16 protein-coding genes are annotated in these 18,193 nt (G+C 36.4%); 8 read left to right on the forward strand and 8 right to left on the reverse strand.

The genetic code is table 11. From position 1 onward, the window contains the following. Positions 1-97: 97 nt before the first annotated feature. The 3 genes from H0X48_03995 to bamA all read right to left on the reverse strand — a co-directional run bounded on the left by H0X48_03995 (position 98) and on the right by bamA (position 4,664). The gene (locus H0X48_03995) at positions 98-1,723 is read right to left on the reverse strand and encodes a penicillin-binding protein 2 (GenBank protein MBA3954453.1); all 1,626 of its coding nucleotides are present in this window, start codon (positions 1,721-1,723) and stop codon (positions 98-100) included. Continuing rightward, entirely contained in the window at positions 1,720-1,995 is a 276-nt protein-coding gene (locus tag H0X48_04000) for a hypothetical protein (GenBank protein ID MBA3954454.1), read from the reverse strand. The genes H0X48_03995 and H0X48_04000 overlap by 4 nt, the downstream gene beginning before the upstream one ends. Before the next feature lie 128 nt (positions 1,996-2,123). Next, a complete protein-coding gene (gene bamA / locus H0X48_04005) occupies positions 2,124-4,664 on the reverse strand; it encodes an outer membrane protein assembly factor BamA (protein MBA3954455.1) in 2,541 nt (846 codons plus the stop codon). A 90-nt stretch (positions 4,665-4,754) separates the two neighbouring features. Here bamA and H0X48_04010 point away from each other — a divergent pair, with 90 nt between their 5' ends. Continuing rightward, positions 4,755-6,131: a cysteine--tRNA ligase gene (locus H0X48_04010; GenBank protein ID MBA3954456.1), complete on the forward strand. Its 1,377-nt coding sequence runs from the start codon at positions 4,755-4,757 to the stop codon at positions 6,129-6,131. A 49-nt stretch (positions 6,132-6,180) separates the two neighbouring features. On the opposite strand, the gene trxA is transcribed toward H0X48_04010, so the two are convergent. Next, positions 6,181-6,501, reverse strand: coding sequence for a thioredoxin (gene trxA, locus H0X48_04015; GenBank protein ID MBA3954457.1), 321 nt, complete (start codon positions 6,499-6,501; stop codon positions 6,181-6,183). Between the two features lie 146 nt (positions 6,502-6,647). On the opposite strand from trxA, the gene H0X48_04020 reads away from it, so the two are divergent. The 7 genes from H0X48_04020 to H0X48_04050 all read left to right on the forward strand — a co-directional run bounded on the left by H0X48_04020 (position 6,648) and on the right by H0X48_04050 (position 13,545). Beyond that, positions 6,648-8,297, forward strand: coding sequence for a cache domain-containing protein (locus H0X48_04020; GenBank protein MBA3954458.1), 1,650 nt, complete (start codon positions 6,648-6,650; stop codon positions 8,295-8,297). A 148-nt stretch (positions 8,298-8,445) separates the two neighbouring features. Continuing rightward, entirely contained in the window at positions 8,446-9,453 is a 1,008-nt protein-coding gene (locus H0X48_04025) for an ATP-binding protein (GenBank protein ID MBA3954459.1), read from the forward strand. Further along, positions 9,440-9,727, forward strand: coding sequence for a hypothetical protein (locus H0X48_04030; GenBank protein MBA3954460.1), 288 nt, complete (start codon positions 9,440-9,442; stop codon positions 9,725-9,727). The genes H0X48_04025 and H0X48_04030 overlap by 14 nt, the downstream gene beginning before the upstream one ends. Before the next feature lie 25 nt (positions 9,728-9,752). Continuing rightward, complete coding sequence (locus H0X48_04035; protein ID MBA3954461.1) at positions 9,753-10,643, forward strand: EndoU domain-containing protein; 891 nt, start codon at positions 9,753-9,755, stop codon at positions 10,641-10,643. Beyond that, positions 10,636-11,025, forward strand: a complete 390-nt coding sequence (locus H0X48_04040; GenBank protein MBA3954462.1) for a hypothetical protein — start codon at positions 10,636-10,638, stop codon at positions 11,023-11,025. Before H0X48_04035 ends, H0X48_04040 begins: the two co-directional genes overlap by 8 nt. Next, a complete protein-coding gene (locus H0X48_04045; GenBank protein ID MBA3954463.1) occupies positions 11,018-12,361 on the forward strand; it encodes a hypothetical protein in 1,344 nt (447 codons plus the stop codon). Before H0X48_04040 ends, H0X48_04045 begins: the two co-directional genes overlap by 8 nt. A 344-nt stretch (positions 12,362-12,705) precedes the next feature. Beyond that, positions 12,706-13,545: an ankyrin repeat domain-containing protein gene (locus H0X48_04050; protein ID MBA3954464.1), complete on the forward strand. Its 840-nt coding sequence runs from the start codon at positions 12,706-12,708 to the stop codon at positions 13,543-13,545. 99 nt (positions 13,546-13,644) lie between these two features. Here H0X48_04050 and H0X48_04055 read toward each other — a convergent pair whose 3' ends face one another. The 4 genes from H0X48_04055 to H0X48_04070 form a co-directional block, all read right to left on the reverse strand. Continuing rightward, on the reverse strand, positions 13,645-14,259 hold the full coding sequence (locus tag H0X48_04055) for a hypothetical protein (GenBank protein ID MBA3954465.1): 615 nt from the start codon (positions 14,257-14,259) through the stop codon (positions 13,645-13,647). 103 nt (positions 14,260-14,362) lie between these two features. Then, entirely contained in the window at positions 14,363-15,358 is a 996-nt protein-coding gene (gene murB / locus H0X48_04060; GenBank protein ID MBA3954466.1) for a UDP-N-acetylmuramate dehydrogenase, read from the reverse strand. Between the two features lie 23 nt (positions 15,359-15,381). Continuing rightward, positions 15,382-16,308, reverse strand: a complete 927-nt coding sequence (locus tag H0X48_04065) for a rhodanese-related sulfurtransferase (GenBank protein MBA3954467.1) — start codon at positions 16,306-16,308, stop codon at positions 15,382-15,384. 75 nt (positions 16,309-16,383) lie between these two features. Beyond that, on the reverse strand, positions 16,384-18,193 hold a 1,810-nt coding region (locus H0X48_04070), incomplete at its 5' end, for a hypothetical protein (protein ID MBA3954468.1).

Consider the following 18,193-nt stretch of genomic DNA (forward strand, 5'->3'; position numbering starts at 1 on the left):
AAGCTTATAGTTATATAATATTTCTAGCATACTAAACTATTATTTATAATTGCAATAATTTTATTATAAATAATATATTTTTATTAATATTTTGTCTTTATATAGTCTTATCGTGCAAGATTATCTTATGGGCAATTTTTTCAAAAAGTGGTACAGCTGTGGAGGAAGCAAAGGCATCTTTTTTAGTAGTCTCTTTGATAAACGTAATGATTATACGTTTATAGGAGCCCTTTTCTATAAGTCCCATAAAAGTAAAAATATGGCGATGTGGATCATATTTCCCGTTGGTAAGAAGGCGGGCAGTACCTGTTTTTCCTCGTATGGTATATCCTTCAGTTAGGGCTTGTTTTGTACCTTGAGTAATGGTTTTAAGAAGTATGTTTTTTAGTACAGCCACAACTTCAGGCGTATATAAAGGGGTAGGATCAGCACTAGATTGCTCTGTTTTTACTAGATGTACTGGTATGCGGTGCCCATCTTGGGCAATAATACTAAAAGCTTGGGCAAGTTGTAATAAAGTAGCACTAATTTCGTAACCAAACGAAAGTGATATAACAGAAGCACGCGACCAGCGTTCTGGTGGTGTTATAAATCCGTTATTTTCTCCGGGTAGTATGCCTATTTTTTGGCCAAATCCAAGGCGCTTGTAATGCTCATAAAGTTTGGGTCCTAAGCGTAATGCTACTTTAGCTACTCCAATATTATTTGAATACTGGATAACTTCTGAAAAACTAATAAGTCCATTGGCCTTCCAGGTTGAAAATTTTATACCGTCAAGTGTCGTTGCTTTGGTATTTTCACAATCTATAAGCTCGTCAGCAGTTACAACATCTTCTTGGAGTGCTGCAAGTGCTAAAAACGCTTTAATAACTGAGCCGAGTTCATAGGCATCGGTTGATACTCTGTTTTTAGTTTTACCAATATCTATATGTTCTGTATTGTTAGGGTCAAAATCAGGATAATTTGCTAAAGCTAAAATTTCACCTGTTGCAGGGTTAATAACAAGAGCTGCACCTTCTTGAGAACCAAGTTGAGCTACAGCGTTTTTAAGTTCTTCATGCACTAAAAACTGCAGAGTACTATCAAGAGTAAGTGTTATGGGTTTACCTTCAATACCTTGTACTTTAGTTTCACGTTTAAAATAAAAATGGCCAGAGCGTGCATCTTTTTCAAGCACATGCGTTGAGGCTTTGCCCGTTAGTTGGGCATTATACAATTGCTCTATCCCTAAAGTGCCTTGGTTGTCAATATCAGTTATACCAACGAGTGGCCCTACAGAAGGTATAGGATAAAAGCGGCTTGGTTCTTTAAGAAGCTTAATGTCAGGGAGCTGACTTTTTTGTATAAGTTCTTGTTGCGCGTCTGTTAAGCGTCGTTTAATGTACATAAAGTGGCTTTTTTTACTGTGCGCTAAACGAGTAGCTGCTTGAGGAAAGTGTTTTTTTAAGAACTGTATAACCGCTTCAGGTTGCTCAAGCCGTTGCGGAATTAAAAATGCTGCCAAGCTTTCTTTATTAAGAGCAAGTGCTTGTCCGTTACGATCGTAGATTTCTGCGCGCGGCGGTATACTGGTGACAGTTACTTTATATTGCTGACTACCTAGGTGAGAAAAGTAGGTGTTTTGACGCACTTGAATACTATAGAGATTAATCATAAGCACCGTATACACTGCAACAAAAATAAAAAAGAGCATTGTCAGACGTGATTTATGGTTAGGTATCATGTAGGCATCGCTTTAATTTGGCTTAATTTTATCTCTTTCATATGCAATGTGTTGAGTGCAAACTGTTTTATAGAAGAGAGATTTTGAGCAGTATATAAAGCTTGTTTGAGCTGTTGTTTAAGATCAATTAGCTCGTTTTTACGTTTTTCATATTTTTGCTTTTGATAGGAAAGTGTTGTAAAGCTGCTTTGCTTATGAATATGAAAAAAGATTAAAAACACTTGTACAACTAAAAAAAAGCCGATAAATAGTTTTTTATTGATATTTTTCATAAGTACTCTACTCACTCTACTAACGGTGCATTTAATGTATTTAAGCATATAAAGAGCACGCTCTGATAAGCAATAAAAAAGCTCCCAGTTTTTGGCTGAGAGCTTTTTTTATCGCTTTGTTGTTATAATTAAAATTCTTGAGACATAGTAAAATCGACTTCATAAGCAGTTTCATTACGACGCTTATTGCGATCAAGTTTAAAGCCCCAGTCAATTTTAAGTGGTACAGGGTATGTAAGTCTGATACCAAAACCAATAGCATGGCGGTAGTTAAATCTATTGTTAACAATAGGCAGGTCAGCTGCTCGAGCAGTTGCTGTTAAAGGAGTATCCCATCCTGCACCACCGTCATAAAACAGGACACCTCGCACGGTTTGATCTTTGGTAATAGGAAAAATAAGCTCTGCGTTAACCCAGAAAGCTTTGCTGCCTCCAATAGAGTCGCCGTTAAGCTGTGGGCTAATTTGACCAAAGGTAAATCCGCGTACACTTGATTGACCACCAACGTTATACAATTCACGATAGGGTACAACTTTACCTTGCAGTTGTTTTACGTAACCAGCATGGCCATGGAGTAAAAAAGTAAGATCATATTCACCTATAAGCGGTGTCATCCAGGTAGCATCTATATCAGCTTTAGCAAAGCCAAATTCGCTCTTATAGGGTATGCCAATTTTAGAAGCGAAATCTACAATATAGCCTCGATTAGCTGCAATAGGGTTATTGCGTAGATCCCGTATAATACTAGCACCAATAGAGTTAAGATTTCCTGACTGAAAGCGGCGATTATATAAAAACTCTTCAATATCCTCTTGTTGCTGCGACATAATGTTTTGGCTACGCACTTCGTTTCTGGTAGTGTTAAAACGTATGCGGTCAAATCCTGCAACTAAACTAAAAGTTGTTCTTCTAAGCGACTCAGGAGCAAAAGTAAGCCGTATATTGCCGCCAGTTAGTTGCTCAACGGGTGGTTTTTGGAGTGCTTTTACATCATCGTAGATAGTATTACGATGCAGTACATCAAAGCCGATACCCAAAGGACGATCAAATATCCAGGGTTGAAACACGCTAAAGGTAGCATTGCGATCTTGACGCGAAAAACTTACGTTAAGATTATATACTATACCGGTACCAAGAAAGTTACGGTCACCAATACCAGCTCCGACGCGTAATGACGTAGTAGGAGATTTTGGATCAGCGCCGCCGCCGTATCCTATCTGGCCAAACAGTTTTCCTGTTTTAACTTCTTTAAGCATAAGATCTAAATCTACCGAGTTTTCGTCTACTTTCGTTATCTTCCAGTTAACGCCGTCACGTGGATCAAAAAAGCCTAATGATTCCACTTGTGCTTTTGAAAAATCAAGTTGCTCTGTGGTTATTAGTTCCCCTTCATTAACGGCTATATTTCTACGAATAACATAGTCGCGCGTTTTAGAGTTGCCTATAATGTTAATTCTATTGGCGTACATCTGTGAACCCAGGTCACTGTAGAACGTAACATCAACTGTTTTATCTTCAAAGTTAGGCTGTATAGCGGGGCTAACGTCAGCGTAAATATAACCAAATTGGCCCCATGCTACACGTAGGTTTTCTAATGCTTGACGTATAAGCTCACGTGAATATAATTGGCCCGGACGCAAGGGAACGATAGAAAGTAATTGATTTTCTGTAAGCATATCGTTTCCAGGAGCAGCGATACATTTGAGTGTATATAAGTCTCCCTCTTCTATTACAAAAGTTATGGTAATAAACTGAGTAACCGGATCGGTTATAGTGCGCACGTCAGCTACGCGGGCAGTTAAAAAACCGTTACTTTGGTAAAAATGCTCAAGTACTTGTTTGTCTTGCTCAACCATATCAGGTATATAGGTACCTGCTTTATTTAAAAAGCTGAGCAACCAATCTTCTTGAGTAAGCAATAGGCTTTTTAATTTTTTTGTAGGAAAGGATCTATTGCCTTCAAAACATATCTGCTTAATAGCAGCTTTTGGTCCTTCGGTTATAGTATATAACGCAGTAACGGTATTATTTTCAGCAGGTTGTAGTTCTGTAACAACTGTTGCGTTATGATAGCTTTTTTCAGCCAACATACGTTTAATTTTTTCACCGTATACTTCAGCTTCTTCTTGGGTAATAGTTTTAAGAGCTGATACTTTAAGCTGTTTTTCTATTTCATCAGTTTTTAAAACTTTGGAGCCTTCATATTTAACTTCAGAAAGTTTTTGTTTGTCTTCTTTGACTATAATATACAGATTTATCTCAGTAGCAGAGATATCTTGCGCTTGCACATCTATAGCAGTAAAATAACCTAAACTTGCTACATTCTTTATAAGTTGTGCAGTTTTACCTGCAGTAAAGCGTTCACCTATTTTATACGGTATTTTAATACGTACTGCGTTTTCCAAAACGGCAGAAGTACCTTCGATAAAAATATTTTTAATTATTTTCTGTTGTTCTTGTTCATCATCAGGATCATCAAGATCTTCTTCGTCTTGCTCTTGAGTAGCAGGAGTACTATCTATGTGCGCGCTTGGTAGAGCTGCTTCTACAGGGGTAGAATCTTCTGCATGTAAGCAGGTAATAGAAAGACAATCGTATAAACTTATTAAAAAAGCTATACTATAAAACGTTTTAAGCGTATTTTTAAGAATCGCTCGTGTATGTAACATGTTGTGCTCCAGGATTCTTCAGCATTATTTAACCTTATCTCTATGGTGAAATAATGATACTATTTTTAGCAAAATTGACTAGGATGAATTATGAAAAAAACGCCGATTTACTATCCACTTACCCTTACTAACACTCTTACAGGCAAACAAGAACTGTTTGTTCCTCAAAATTCACCTCAAGTATCACTGTATGTTTGTGGTATTACTCCTTATGATTACGCACATATCGGTCATGGGCGTTGCTATGTAACATTTGATGTACTGTATCGCTTACTTTCATTTATAGGTTACCAAGTAACCTATTGTCGTAATTTTACCGATATTGACGATAAATTAATCTCTCGAGCAGAGCGGGAATATAACGACGCATTTCAGTATACCATGATTGCGGAAAAATTTATAAATGCCTATCACCAAGATATGCAAGCTCTTAATTGTACAGCTCCCACTGTTGAACCGCGAGTAACTGATCACATTCAGCATATAATTGATTTTATCTCTGGGCTCATAGAGCAAGAAGTAGCCTATGCAACTTCTGACGGGGTGTATTATAGTATCTCAAGTTTTCCCGCTTATGGAAAACTGTCAAAGCGTAATCTAGCAGATCTTCAAGCAGGCGCTCGTGTGCAAATACGCGAAGAAAAACATAATCCGCTTGATTTTGCTTTATGGAAAAAAGCCGATGCCGCTACAGGGCCAACGTGGCAAAGTCCTTGGGGCGCAGGTAGGCCAGGCTGGCATATTGAATGTTCTGCCATGGCTCAAGCTTATTTAGGAGCTACGCTTGATATTCATGCTGGCGGTATGGATCTTATCTTTCCTCATCACGAAAACGAACTAGCTCAATCAGAAGGGCTGAATCATACGCAATTTGCTCGCTATTGGATGCATAATGCTTTTGTGCAAATAAATAAAGAAAAGATGTCTAAATCTTTAGGCAACTTTATTACGTTGCGTGATATTTATACACGTTTTAATCCTATGGTACTGCGCTATTACTTTTTAAACAACCATTACCGTAATCCGCTAGACTTCTCAGTTGAAGATATTGAAGGTAGTGCTAAAAGCTATAATCGTTTAGCTAAAATTTTTCATACTATCCCCGTATATACAGGTCAAGATTTAGAAAAACTCTTACTTGTAGGGCTGCCTGAAAAACTTATGCAAGCTGTATGCGATGATCTTAATATAGCTAAATTTTTTGGTATTATATTTGATAATCTTAAAAATATTGCTGAGCCAGCTAATGTAATTGAAGCGACAGTAATTAAAACTATACTTGTAGAAGTATTAGGCTTAACTTTAGAGCCATTAGGCGAAAAAGAAGTAGTAATAACAGCTGAAATGCAGCAGCTTATTAGAGAACGGCAAAACGCACGAGAAGCAAAAAATTGGGCTTTAGCCGACTCGCTAAGAGATAAGCTTAAAGAGTTAGGTTATGATTTACAAGATAAAAAACTAGATTAAACTTTAGAGTAAAACAAGTAGTAAGAGCAGGCAGATCCTGCTCTTTTTTTTAGCCAAGTAAATCTTCTATTTTTTCGCGAAGACCTTCTTTATCCATGCTACCAATCTCTTTACCTACTACTGCGCCATTTTTTACAAATATAAAAGTTGGTACTGAAGTTACACCATAATGAATAGCTACTTCACGTACTTCATCAACGTTTAATTTTGCAAAAACATACGAAGCACCTAGCTCTTCTGCAAGCTCTTCAAAAAGAGGCATCATAACGCGGCAGGGACCACACCAAATAGCGTACACATCAATTACTACAGGTTTTTTTGCTTCTTGAATTTCTTGCTGAAAGTTTTGTCTGTTAATACTTATGATCATACTTGTTCCTTAATGCTAAAAAGATACCTATTTGTAGTCTACTTATTTATGATGAAAATACAAGACAAAGAAACTATTGCCCTTACTAGCAGAGGTTTCTTAAACTTGAAAGTAAGTATATTTTTATAACGTTAGGAGATTGGTCAATGAACATACGTAGAGTGATAATCCTAGGTGTGCTGCTGCCCTTCTGTTCTTTTATGCAAGGTCAAGTAGAGCGAGTAGCGACAGCGAGCTTGCGTACAAATGCGCAACAAGAACAAGCAGAAATTCAACGTAAAGCAAAAGAAGTTAAAACGCTCGTAGTTAACGCTGCAAAGCACTTTAATGCTGTATTACTAGACACAGCATGTAAAGATTTTATTTATGATTCTAAATGGCGTAAGGGTGAACTGTTTGTTTTTGTTTTTGATAGCACCGGCGTCTGCCTTGCACATGGTGATGACTCAGAGCTTATTTGGAAAAGTATAGCAGGTACTAAAGGTATAGGTGGCAAGCGCCCCCTTATAAAAGATATGTTATCTGTTGGTCGCAAAGGTGGCAGATTAAGTTACTTGTGGGATAATGCCTTTAAATCAAGCTACCTAAAAGTAGTAAACAAAAACGGCATTGATTACGTTATAGGATCTGGTTTTTATCCTGAAAGTGACGAATACAGTACAGAAGAATTAGTTAAAATGGCAGTAGCTTATTTTAACCAAAATGGCAAAGAGGCTACTTTTGCTTTAATTAATAATCCCACTGGCCCTTTTGTTAAAGGTGACATTTATATGTTTGCTTACGACTTTAAAGGTATTTGTGTTGCTCATGGCAATAACGCAGCACTTGTAGGACAAAACTTAATTGATCAAGTTGATTCTCGGGGTAAAGCTATAACAAAAGCATTAATAACTACAGCACGTACCAGAAAAGGGAGCGGCTGGGTTGATTATACGTGGCTTAATGATTATAAGCGTGCGTATGTTGAACGTGTCGTTGATCCTAAAACAAAAAAGCCCTATCTTATTTCCGCTGGTTATTACCCAAACATCAATTTAGCTACCACTAAAACGTTTGTAAATAGAGCTATAACTCATTTAAAGGCTGTTGGAGCGCGTGCTGCTTTTCAAGATTTTTCCAGCCAAGCGGGTAATTTTATAAGAGGTGGCTTAACTATTTTTGTGTATAATTTTGAGGGTAAATGTCTTGCAAATGGTGGGAATCCTGGCTTTGTAGGACAAAACCTTATCAAGCATACTGATCAAGAGGGTAAACTATATGTACAAGAAATAATTGAACGGGCACGCAAAGATGGCAAAGCTCTTGTATCGCTTATGGCTCAAAATACTCATGAACTAGCGTATGTTGAACGTATTGATGTTCCAGATGGTAAATTTGTTATAGGAGCAACATATCATCCTGATTCTAAGGCACAATCAGTACGAGCTTTAGTTGATAAGGCTATCGACTATTTACGTGATATACATAACAGCAAAGAGCAAGCATTTGGTATATTTAGTAATAAAGATTCAGAGTTCTATCGTGGTGATCTTCAAATATTTGTCTATGATGCTAAAGGTACTCGTTTAGTAAATGGTACTCATATGGGTCAGATTTGGCGTAATTTTTTAAAAACTCCCGATGAAGCTGGTAAACCCATAGTTGCTGATATTATTGCAACAGGTGTTAACGGTGGTGGCTGGCTGGAATATGTTGTACGTAATGCACGTCGTCGCGTATACGTAAAAAGTATAGAAAAACCAACAGCTTTTGGTAGTCCACAACTGCTTGTGGTAGGCAGCGGCTACTTCTTATAATTTTTTTCTAGAAGAGCATGCAAGTTTCGTGTAAAGCTCGCATGCTCTTCTTTTTTGTTTAACTATAAAAATAGTTTACTTTGGCTTCTTATGCTTTCTATACTCTATAGTGCAAGAATTTACACCATATATTGTATAACCAAAGGATATGATGGCACTGCGTAATTATCTATTTTTACTTTGTTTATTCTGTCAATGGCTATTTGCGCTTTCTACAGATGCTCCTAGTCTGTCTGAAGTTGAACTGCCTACATTGGCTAACATAGGCGGCCAGGTGCCAGAAGACATTCAGAGAGTTATCAACTATATCAAGTCTTTACATGTACCAGCGAAAGTTAAAAGCTCAACTGAGAGAATAAGAACTATTAACACCAGTATCTTGCTGTATGGTCCGCCAGGAACAGGTAAAACCACTTTAGCTCAAGTTATAGCTGGAGAATCTGGTTGTGCCTTTTTTTCTATACCGCTCCAAAGACTTTATAATAATTATTTAGGTACAGGGTCAAAAACTATCGAAGACACTTTTATTGCTGCTCGTAGTTTAGGTAAACCAGCGGTGATTTTTTGCGATGAAATAGATACTTTATGCCATGACGGCGATAGAAAGCAAAGAAGCGACGAAGTTAATACTGCTTTTGATACACTGCTCATTGAAATAGAAAAATGCAATAAAAGTAAAGAGAGATCGATTCTGTTTATTGGCGCAACAAATAGAATACAGAATATTGATCCAGCTGTTGCAAGTAGGTTAGGTACAAAAATAGCTGTCGGACTGCCAGATTTCACGCAACGATATCATGTTTTTCGGCATTGTCTAAAAGAAAAGAACATACCATTGTGCCCTTTTGTTGTGTGTGAGATAGTAGAAGAAATGGAGGGCTTTAGCAACCGAGATATTGTTAATTATATAGACAATGTTAATGGAATTCCTGTAGACACCTTAAAAGCAGTTCATTTTAGACAGACTTTTATTAAATTTAAAGCCGATCACCAGAGTACTTTAAAAAAAGATACATTATCATCGTTTGATACTTGTGTGCACTGGGCAAAAAAAGGGCTAAGTGTAGCACAGTTAGCATTATCAGGATTTTTGATTTTTAAGGGCGCTAAAAATAGTACTGTAATTCTTCAGGAGGCTAAGCATGTTGTTAGTTAAGCACATAATTTTTTTAAGTACTCTACTACTTAACTTTTCTTTTTCTGCTGCTATATTCAAAGCAACTGGCGGGGTTACTACTCATCAAGTATCAGTGGAAGAATATAAAAATAAAGCTGTTGATAAACAAGTAGTAATTTATTCTAAAGAACCTCAAGACACTAAAAAAATAGTGCCTAAAAAGCAAACCGCACAGTGCTGTAGAAGATTAGTATTTACTCTGTTAGGAGTAGCCAATTTAATTATGGGTTTAATGGGTATTTCTCAGTGGTAAACTTTTAACGAGGGCTTGCTAGGATATGGTACACTTGTTTCGTAAATGGAAACTTATTTGTCTTATAGTTAGCTTTGCTGTGTTACCGTTGCTTCCTATGTCGATGCTCCTTGAAAGAGTAGTGCCTTTAGTATTAGAGCGCAGTGAAGCTTTAAGTTTTGCTATTACACGAGTTGCAACAGCATTAGGTCTTTTAACCATTAAATTAGGTAGTGAAAGCGTTAATCATACAAGTAAAAAAACTTCTAAGAGCAGTAACTACTTCGATGAGCTTTTGCCTTCTCCGTTGTTTTTTTTGCAAGAACAATTAAAAGAAATAACAAAGCAGCAGCATGTTAGCAACAAAAGCAAAAACAAAAAAGAAGATCCTAAAGGTATTAGTGGAGCTACATCAATTGTTGCTGGTGCATTAGCTACTAAATTTAAAGAAGAATGCAAAAAACATAAACACTATTTTATAAGTAAATTAACTGAAAACAAACTTGTTCTCGATAAGATTGCTCAAGATATTGGTATAAAAATAAAAAGTATTAACCTAGAACATATATTTAAACCAACTAGTATACTAGGTGATACTAAGCTTGCAGGTGGTCATGCAGTTCAACTTCAACAGTTTGCTATTAAAAAAATAATAACTGGAACTGATCCAGAGAACAAATGTTATAGCGCTTTAATAAGTGTAGCAAGTAAAACTAGCCAGTTAGTGGTTGATACTAAATCCCAATTTCCCTCTAGTTGGGATGCCAAAAAGATTATAGATGTTTTTTTTAAGTGTGCTGAAACAACCAAGCTTTTCAGAAGAGAATCAAATGGTGTTTGGTTGATTATACATGACACCTCTCAACAGGCCTACAGACTATTTTTAGACAATAAGGGAATCATTAAGACTTTCTTTCCTCAGGTGCTACGTGTATAGCATATGTATTGAGTATATAAAAGCTCAAAATATATACCGACTTGTACCAGAAGATTATAGTGATAATAAGTTGTTTCCTTTAGCTCAGTTATTTGATGAAGTTGTTTGGTCTAATTGGACTCAAGATTTTGAACAGTTTTTGTTTGATGATACTGCAGCCACGTATGGATCGAATGAATCGCATGTTCAAAAAAAAGAAGATAAGCTGTTAATCTACCCCTTTAGCGGTAAACACTTTGCTGTCTCAAAAAGAGCTTTTTATAGTTTATTTACAGAGCTTAAACAAGCATTTGCGGTTAAAACTACGTTACTTACTGTGTCATGGGACGGACAAAAATTTATGGTAGAAAAACATACAGGTATGGAAAAAATACATGAATAACTACAGTATTAAAACAACGGGTTTTACTCTACTATTAGCGATAATTTCTAGAGATACGACGTATAGTTATCAAGTGCAGTCTATTTCATGGTCGCCATGCAAATATCTAACTATTAAAGAGTTAATAAGTGTAACAGAAAATAGGTCATTAGAGTTAGCTGAACATAACCGCATACTAGATGCTCTTTATGAAGAACAGTTAGCTTCTCTTTTAGAGATTAAACAAGAGTGGCTGAGCAGTTATACACATAAAATTAAACAGGTAGATGCTAAAAATGTACTGTACGCAAAAGCTATTGATACAGTAGTGAGTTATTGCAAGCAATTTAAATTTAAACAAGCGCTACAGGTAATCGAAAAATATACACACGATTTAAGAAGTATGCATGGTGTACAGCGCTCAATTAATGCCCTTCGCCAACTGTATAGTGATTGTTATGCTGACGTGTTTGATAGCTATGGTGTACCCATTGTCTGTGCTTTTGATAGTTTATACGAAAAGCTACTTGAAACTGAAAAAATAGCTTTACTGCATGATAACGCTCAGTTGAAAAATTTTATTCTTAACCTCGCATTACGTTACAAAATAAAAAAGCAACTCATGCAACTACTCTCTATTGAATTTCCTCTAGATAAAGAAGTTGATAAAGTGTTCTATCGTTGGATTGATAGCGGCCTTACACTGTTTAGTGGTATAAGCTTAACAGCATCATTTACTGATACTCAACAAGATACTCAGTGGCAAAGGGCTATCTATCGAGCTTTTTATACCTCTCAAGGTGTTTTTAAACTGCTTTCATATGATGCAGAATTATATAAAGATTTAGCTTGGCCTGCAGAACTAGCACAAAATACAGAGTTGCGTTATGAGCTTAATAAGTTACTTATGATAGTACCTGATGCAGAAACCAGGTTTGCTGTAAGACAAGCTTTCAAGTATTTATCTCAAGCAAGTAAAACACCAGAAAGTTCAGATTTTTGTACTAGTTACCGTAAATTAGCTAAACGTATACGGCATACTATTACTCATGTACGGCCATGTAAAGAAATACTTACATGCCCTGATATGTGTAGAGACTATAAAGACATGCAACAACAAGTAGCTCATCAAGCTCTTATAGAGTTTGCTTTACAAGAGCTTGTACCTGGTGTTCCAGAAACATGCTCAGATGAACATGAAAACTGTGTTGCTCAGCTTATGACCGATCGAGTAGCGGTTATTGAACAGTTACTTACACAAAACGACAAACATACATCTAACTATGTGCTTGATGCTATTGAACAACTTAACAAGTTAGTGGATCAAGCTTTTGCTCAAGCAAAAAAGGCCAAGTAAGCGTAGAATGATCCAAGTGAGCGTCGAAAACTAAGAAATGATCAATCAAATGCCAAAGGGCTACATTCACCTGACTTATGATCAAAGGTGCCAGATTTATGTACTTTTGATCATAGGAATTAGTCAAATGCTGTAGCCCACGGTAAACTGATAGTTTGCTGTGAGAAATATAAATAACGTAGCGAATTATTAGTTTGTTGTTCTGAAGGCTCTACCTTTGGGGAGCAATCATACATAAGGTTAAGCAACGAAGGGTTTAGATAAATTCAATTTTACTTTGTTTTATGTATATGCAAACTTACAAGGTAAGATTTAAATAATTTATATGTTATCAGGAGATTGATATGAAAAGTGGTTTGTTGTTAGCTCTAGCTTTAACTTCTAGTGGCTGTGTTGCAATGTATGAAGAAATGCTGTTACCGTTAGTTTCAGATACGTTAATAGTAATTGATCAAGGAGCAAGGTTAGCTGAACAATCACAAAAGCTGAGAAATAAAATAGAAGAAAAACTTAAGGATATGCATGTGGATCTGAATGCTAAATTAGATAGCTGTCATGATCAGCCGTTGTTAGAATGTGCCAGTAAGTGTGAACTTAACGATTTACTAGAATTATTATTAAAACGTGATGCAAATCCTAATATTGTGCATTTGATTTTTGATTATACTCCTTTACATAAGACATGTTCAACTCCTAATCCAGAGGGAGCTTTGCTACTTCTACAGCATGGAGCAAAAGTTGATCACCGCTCTACAAGCATAAACTCTTGTTATGATATGACTCCTTTAGCTTTAGCTGCAAAAAATGGGTATAGTTCCATGGTTGAACTTTTTCTTAAACATGAAGCAAATCCTAATAGTAGTAGTACTAATGACGGATTAACCCCTTTAATGTATGCACTAGAAGCTGCTAAGACTAAACCTGAAGTGAGTAAGGATAGTATCAAAATGCTCTTGTTTTATGGAGCGGATCCTTTTAAGGTTAATAAGTTAGGATATAGTGCAATTGATTTAGCTAAAAAACAAAACATGCCAGACTTAGTAAAACTATTAGAAAACGCTGGGAAAAATTTAAGATTAATGTTAACTAAACTACTTAGTCGCGGAGGCACCCCATTTAATACCAATATAGCTAGTATTATTGCTCATCATTGCTATACCTATACAACTCCTGACGTAATTTAATTAAAGCGCTAGGGCGCTAGACTTAGTAACTAAGAAATTGTTTATAAAAAGGGGTGCTTTCATAAGCACCCCTTTTTTGGTAGTTCAATATATTTAAACTTAAGAAGCAAAATCTAGTTTTTCACCTGTTGCTTGATCTACCAGGGTAATAATAAAGTTGTTTCTAAATGCGTTGCAGGGTATAAAAATTAACCCATTGAGTGAGCTGTAAGGCTTAATAATACAATCATCTACTGTTTTTAAAGCAAAATCAGAGTCAAGTTGACGATTAGCTTCTGCAGATTTAGCGCTGTCAACGATAGCAGGTATAGCTAGTGGTGGTACTATAAGTGCTGGAAGGCCATAAGCAAGAGCTCTTGTTACGGTTGACGTATGCACTTTTTGTGCTACTTCGCTTGCTGTAGCACAAGGTAAACTAATAGCTTGCTGTGAGAAATATAAATAACGTGGCGAATTATTAACTATAGTAATATGTAACGGTTGATAACCGGCTTTAATCACATCGCGATCAAGATACAATTTGCATTCACGTGGTGTAAGAGCTTTATACATAAATGTAATAGGTTGTTGTTCTGAAGGTCTTGCTGCTGGAGAGCAATCAGACATGAGCTTAGGCAATGAAGTTGCTCTATAACGAGCGCATCCTACGCTAAGAAGTAAGCTGCAAACGAGAGTGCTCAATACCGTTAATCGATGAAAAGTAAAAGAAATCATACTAAGAGTCCCCATGAGTATTTTTCTATAAGAAATAGATGAGTTTTGATTATGTCTTGTATAATCGTAGTTTCTCTTAGTTGTTTTGTCAAACTGAAAAGCTCTAGAGCTGTAATAATGGGTAATTTTTAAAACCAATCAAACGACACTCAGGTTGTGGTAGTATGCCAAATTTCTGTAGCACAAGCTCTTGCATGGTACGTGCAAGTGTTACAATGTCTTGTGTAGTAGTTGTGCCAGTATGGACAATCATGTTAGCATGCTGATAGGATACGCCGGCATTGCCCACAGACAGTTCACCTTTAACACCAATTTTATCAAGATAATAGGCTACATAAATAAGTTTTTTTCCACCGCTTATAAGAGTTACTTCGTTTTCATGAAAGTTTCTAAAAAAGCTGCCACAAGTATTAATTGTAGGGTATCTTTTATGACGATGACGTATAGTTTCATCGCTGCGACCACGTGCATATGCTGCTTGAACTGTATCAACTTTTTTTAACTTGAAGGTAGCAGAAACTAAATAATAGTTGTTTTCATGAAGCGTTGAGTAATTATAACCAAAATTAAACCATGCATGAGGTACTGTTAAGAGCTCACCGGTTGTTTTGTGTATTACTTGGCCTTCAACTAAAAACTCACTTAACAAATGTTCAAAATAATGAATATTAATAAATACTGAACCACCTACAGTGCCTGGAATACCACTAAACTCTTCAAGACCCACTAAATTATTGCTTAAGCACCAGTCAATAAGTTTTTGAAACGATACGCCAGCGCCTGCATATACCAGGCAATGGTTGCCATCAACTGGTTTTTCGCGTAGCTCTTGCATAGCTGGTCTTAAAACAAGACCATCAAACCCTTCATCGCTTATCAGAACATTGGCGCCTTCGCCAAGCATACAAATTTTAAGTGATTGAGTATCTGCAAATGCTAATGCTTGCTGAAATTCAAGAGGCGTTGTAGGTGCGCAATAAAAACGTGCAGACCCTCCGGTTTTAAACCAGTTTTTATCAGCCAAAGGAACATATTCTTCAATAAGCCCTGGGCGCATATACGTATTAAACGAGCGCGGTAAACTTTTTTCTAATGCCATAGTAGTGTTTCTATTCAAATTAATTAAAGGGTTGAAAAAGATTCTAGAGTAATTTTATGCGGTAGGGTGCGAATATTAACACTACCTGATTGTACGAGCTCTAAGCATCGAGTACTGCAGGTGTTATGGTAACTGGTAATACAGTTAGGACATACAATAATTTGTCTGTTACATTCAGCATTAATGCAATTGGTATACTCGTCAAATTGCACCTGGCAATGATCGCAGTGAGCAAGCACATCGTTTGTTACTTGATTTGCAATACGGCCATCAAAGACATAATTTTTACCTTTAAAGTGTCCGTTAGGGTACTGAGTTACATAATTATGTATACCACCTTGTATGTGATATACCTTCTGAGCTACTTGTTTAAGTTTTACATAAGCAGAAGCGCGTTCACATCGTACGCCACCGGTACAAAACATAACTATTTGTTTGTCTTTAAGTGCTTCTGCGTTACTGTCAACAAAGGCAGGAAACTCTCTAAATGTTTTTGTATTAGGTACAAGAGCATCTTTAAAAGTGCCTACACGCGATTCATAATCATTGCGTGTATCGAGTAAAACTAAGTTTTCTGGGTTGCTATTTATAAGTTCATGCACTTGTTGCGGAGTTAAGTATTCGCCTGCATCTTTAGCGCTCAGAAGAGCTGGATCTATACCTAAGCGTACTATCTCTTTTTTAACTTGAACTTTTAAGCGAGGAAAGTGGTCAGCGCTGCCGGGACTTTCTTTAAAATCTATATCGTTAAAGAGTGTATGAGCATGCATTGCTTTTTTGTAAAGCTCCATGCTCTGGGTGCTGCCGCCAAGAGTACCATTAATACCCTCATGAGCAACGAGAACGCGGCCTTTAAGATTAAGAGTCGTGCATAAGTCTCGTTGCCACGAAACGATATCTTCAGGATTTTGTATATCAATATATTTGTAATATAGTACTATTTTTGCCATAAGTGTGTATCTGTTTTTAAGAATATACCTAAACTATTTTAGTTTAAGTATATTCTTAATTTGGATAAATTTAAATTAGCTTGGTTGCTCTTGTTTATAATAGTTGTTTTGAACAGGTGCTTGATTATCTTGATTATATAAAGACTCAACAGCTATTTTTAGACCAACTCCACTTTTGCCACTCGTACTAGCGAGATTGGGCCATGTTTTTTTATCAGGACTAATATAGTCAATCTGCGCAGTTTGTAAGGTAGTATGTAGTTGCGTAGAAGCATGTTGCTTAGAGATAACTAAATATTTTTTACCTAAGCTATCGGCAATTGCTTTTTGTGCTTTAAGCTGTTGCACTTTATCCGGTGTTAAAGCATGCTTCTGCCAATTTACATTTTTACATTCAAAGAGCACTGTAGGACAACATGCGTCAAATTCTTGTGATTTGACCGTAGGATCCAGCGGATTATACAAGTGTATGCTGAGGCCTTCAAGCTGTTGTCTTAGAGGAGTCCTGCTTAATCCTGTGTACAGCCAAGCAGCTACTGCAAGTTCCCAACTAAAGCCACTGGCATTGCCAGTATTGGCAGTTGTTTCTATTAAGTACTTTTGTAGTAACTCATAAAAATAAGGGCTAATCGGTTCCTTTAATTGTGCTATAGTTAAAGCTTTATTTAAAATAGCTCTATCTTCGTGATAACACTTTTTACTTGCTAAAAGTTCTTTAACTAAAGTATCTATCAAATCTGATGACCCTATCGGTAGATAGATTTCTTGTAGAGTGCCCTGCAAAATACTTTTAACTCCTTCATTAATACAATGGAAATAGGTATTAAATAGTTGAGCATAATGTCCACGATTATGTTTTACATTCTCTTCTTGTGTAATGGGTGCTTGTAACGCAACAGCTTCTTGGTGTTGCTTTACAAGCTGAGCTGATTGACTTGCTTTAACTGCTAACTGAGTAACTATCTCTTGTTTGTGGTTCTCTACTTGAGCTTTATGAGCTTGCACTACTTTTAAATTGTTTAGAGATAGTTTGTGATTTTCAGTTAATGCAGCATTAGCACGAGCATACTCATTACAGGTATGTATAGTTTTTTCCAATAATCCTACTAATTGCTGCTTCTGAAAAGCATTCTGATTATAGAGCTCTGCATTTTTTGAGTTCAAGTAATAAGCAGTGGCTAAGGCGGTAAGCTTTTCTTCAGCAGAGCTGTTTGAAGCAAGTTTTAGCTGACAATCAGCTTGTTGCTGTTGTAAAGCAGTATCTTGTGTAGTAATAAGCTCTAGTGCTTTTGCATGATCAATTGCTTTAGCAGCCAAAGTATCGTAGCAAAAAGTCATTAAGACACTTTCTTGTTCTAACTGTTTAAGTGTAAGCTCTATACTTTTTTCTTCTTCTAAGACTGGTGCTGTAAATAAGAGAGCCTGTTTATTTTCTAAATAAGCAATTTGAGATTCAAGAAGCTCTTTTTGTTCTTGGAGCGCTTGTATTTGAGCATTTGATGCAGTGGTAGCTAATTGAGGCTTTAGGCTATCAATGTGCTGACGTGCATACAAAATATACTTTTTAATAATTTCTTTAGAACTGTTAATAACAACAGTAAATAGCTGCTCAAAAAGAGATGAATCTTCTGGAGTAGCTACAAGTTGTGTTAATGATGCTATCAGAGGAGTAATAAAAGGTTCTAAAGAAACTGTAGTAGTTAAAAAGTTTTTAAACAGCTTGTTTTTTTCGATTAAAATAGCCAGTTTAGAAAGTTCATGAATACCTTCAATGCTCTTTTTAATGAGTATGATGTCCTGCTTATCTAGGCTAATGCTCTTTTGTTTTGCCTGTAATGTTTGAATTACACGTTTTTTTGGGGTTAATCTATTGCGGGTTACTTTA

Source organism: Candidatus Dependentiae bacterium (assembly GCA_013821315.1).
Lineage (GTDB): Bacteria > Babelota > Babeliae > Babelales > Babelaceae > JACDHA01.

Excerpts from the sequence above, each read along its gene's own strand:
- H0X48_03995 (MBA3954453.1), bottom strand. The coding sequence starts at position 1,723 with ATGATACCTAACCATAAATCACGTCTGACAATGCTCTTTTTTATTTTT.
- H0X48_04000 (MBA3954454.1), bottom strand. The coding sequence starts at position 1,995 with ATGAAAAATATCAATAAAAAACTATTTATCGGCTTTTTTTTAGTTGTA.
- bamA (MBA3954455.1), bottom strand. The coding sequence starts at position 4,664 with ATGTTACATACACGAGCGATTCTTAAAAATACGCTTAAAACGTTTTAT.
- H0X48_04010 (MBA3954456.1), top strand. The coding sequence starts at position 4,755 with ATGAAAAAAACGCCGATTTACTATCCACTTACCCTTACTAACACTCTT.
- trxA (MBA3954457.1), bottom strand. The coding sequence starts at position 6,501 with ATGATCATAAGTATTAACAGACAAAACTTTCAGCAAGAAATTCAAGAA.
- H0X48_04020 (MBA3954458.1), top strand. The coding sequence starts at position 6,648 with ATGAACATACGTAGAGTGATAATCCTAGGTGTGCTGCTGCCCTTCTGT.
- H0X48_04025 (MBA3954459.1), top strand. The coding sequence starts at position 8,446 with ATGATGGCACTGCGTAATTATCTATTTTTACTTTGTTTATTCTGTCAA.
- H0X48_04030 (MBA3954460.1), top strand. The coding sequence starts at position 9,440 with ATGTTGTTAGTTAAGCACATAATTTTTTTAAGTACTCTACTACTTAAC.
- H0X48_04035 (MBA3954461.1), top strand. The coding sequence starts at position 9,753 with ATGGTACACTTGTTTCGTAAATGGAAACTTATTTGTCTTATAGTTAGC.
- H0X48_04045 (MBA3954463.1), top strand. The coding sequence starts at position 11,018 with ATGAATAACTACAGTATTAAAACAACGGGTTTTACTCTACTATTAGCG.
- H0X48_04050 (MBA3954464.1), top strand. The coding sequence starts at position 12,706 with ATGAAAAGTGGTTTGTTGTTAGCTCTAGCTTTAACTTCTAGTGGCTGT.
- H0X48_04055 (MBA3954465.1), bottom strand. The coding sequence starts at position 14,259 with ATGATTTCTTTTACTTTTCATCGATTAACGGTATTGAGCACTCTCGTT.
- murB (MBA3954466.1), bottom strand. The coding sequence starts at position 15,358 with ATGGCATTAGAAAAAAGTTTACCGCGCTCGTTTAATACGTATATGCGC.
- H0X48_04065 (MBA3954467.1), bottom strand. The coding sequence starts at position 16,308 with ATGGCAAAAATAGTACTATATTACAAATATATTGATATACAAAATCCT.